This window comes from Psychromonas aquatilis (assembly GCF_038155185.1).
Classification (GTDB): Bacteria; Pseudomonadota; Gammaproteobacteria; order Enterobacterales; family Psychromonadaceae; genus Psychromonas; species Psychromonas aquatilis.
In genome coordinates, this window is sequence record NZ_JBAKAZ010000482.1 from 1 (window position 1) to 208 (window position 208).

Genomic DNA, 208 nt, shown 5'->3' on the forward strand with positions numbered 1-208 from the left:
TTTACAGCGAAACATATTAGGATAATAATTTATTGTAACTCATCGACAGTTCTTACTAGCTGTATAAACTCTGATCTATAGCCAAATTGATCAGCACCTTTGTTGTTAATAGCCAAGTCAATACTCTCTTGGTATTGCCATTGACCTGTATATATTGCTCCTTTTAATAATTGAGCAAAACCTGCTACAGCGAGTGTATAATTAAAAT

1 protein-coding gene is annotated in these 208 nt (G+C 32.7%); it reads right to left on the reverse strand.

Features of this window, described 5'->3' with window-relative positions; genetic code table 11:
- Positions 1-29: 29 nt before the first annotated feature.
- Positions 30-208 (reverse strand): YfbK domain-containing protein (locus V6256_RS16245; protein ID WP_341599211.1); only part of this gene is annotated, 179 nt, incomplete at its 5' end.